The sequence below is a fragment of the Bradyrhizobium cenepequi genome (genome assembly GCF_020329485.1).
Classification (GTDB): Bacteria; Pseudomonadota; Alphaproteobacteria; order Rhizobiales; family Xanthobacteraceae; genus Bradyrhizobium; species Bradyrhizobium cenepequi.
The window spans coordinates 1-927 of the sequence record NZ_JAGKJI010000160.1; the positions used below are offsets into that span (position 1 = coordinate 1).

The 927-nt window shown below is 63.8% G+C and carries 2 protein-coding genes; both read right to left on the reverse strand.

What is annotated here, in order from left to right:
- Positions 1 to 467: DDE-type integrase/transposase/recombinase (locus tag J6497_RS40665; protein WP_249793991.1), on the reverse strand; the 467-nt coding region annotated here is incomplete at its 3' end.
- 186 nt (positions 468 to 653) lie between these two features.
- Positions 654 to 927 (reverse strand): transposase (locus tag J6497_RS40670; RefSeq protein ID WP_225709748.1); only part of this gene is annotated, 274 nt, incomplete at its 5' end.

A 927-nucleotide genomic window follows, 5' to 3' on the forward strand; every position in this document is an offset into this window, starting at 1 on the left:
GACCGTCCATCGAGATCCTGACGCCGGCGGCGGCCAGCGTGGCGGTGAAGGCGGCGCTGGTGAACTGGCTGCCCTGGTCGGTATTGTCGCGACGATGCTTCGCATCGCGCTGAGCTCTCAGGCCGGCCGAAGCGCGCCAAGGCCTCTTCGAGCGCAGACACGCAGAACGGTGTGTCCATCGTGTTCGACAGGCGCCAGGCCAGCACCGCACGGCTCGCCCGATCGATGATCGCCACCAGATACAGAAAGCCCTGGCCGATCGGCACATAGGTGATATCGGCCGCCCACACTTGATTCGGCCGGTCGATCACCCTATGGCGCAGCAGATACGGGAAGATCCTGTGTCCCGGCGCCGGCTTTGTGGTTCTGGGCTTTGGTCCCAGCGCCGCGATGCCCATCTTGCGCATCAACCGCTGCACGCGCTTGCGATTGATGCGACAGCCTTCGCCATTGAGCATCGCCGTCATCCGCCGTGAGCCCAGGAACGGCCAGGAACAGCTGGTCGATCCGCCGCATCAGCGCAAGGTCGTTGTCATTGGCCGGCCGCGGCGGCCGATAGACGCTCGATCGCGCCACGCTCAGCAGTTGGCGTTGCCGGCGGATCGATAGCCTCTCATGATCGCGCTGACGCAATCCTCGGCGATCCGGCGCGCTCATCTTCCGGACCTCCTGGCTAAGAAATCTCGCTCGACCGTCAATTGTCCGATCTTGGCGTGGAGCTTCTCGACCTCCAGTTCGTGGGCCGCCTCGCCATCCCAACCAGCGCCCGCGTCGAACGCCCGAACCGCTTGATCCTGAAGCTGCTTCTTCCAGGCATAAATCTGGTTCACATGCACCTGGTAGCGCTGCGCCAGATCCGCCACCGTTGATTGTTCTCGCAGCGCCTCCAAGGCGATCTTTGCCTTCAGCGCCGCATCGATTTTCCGT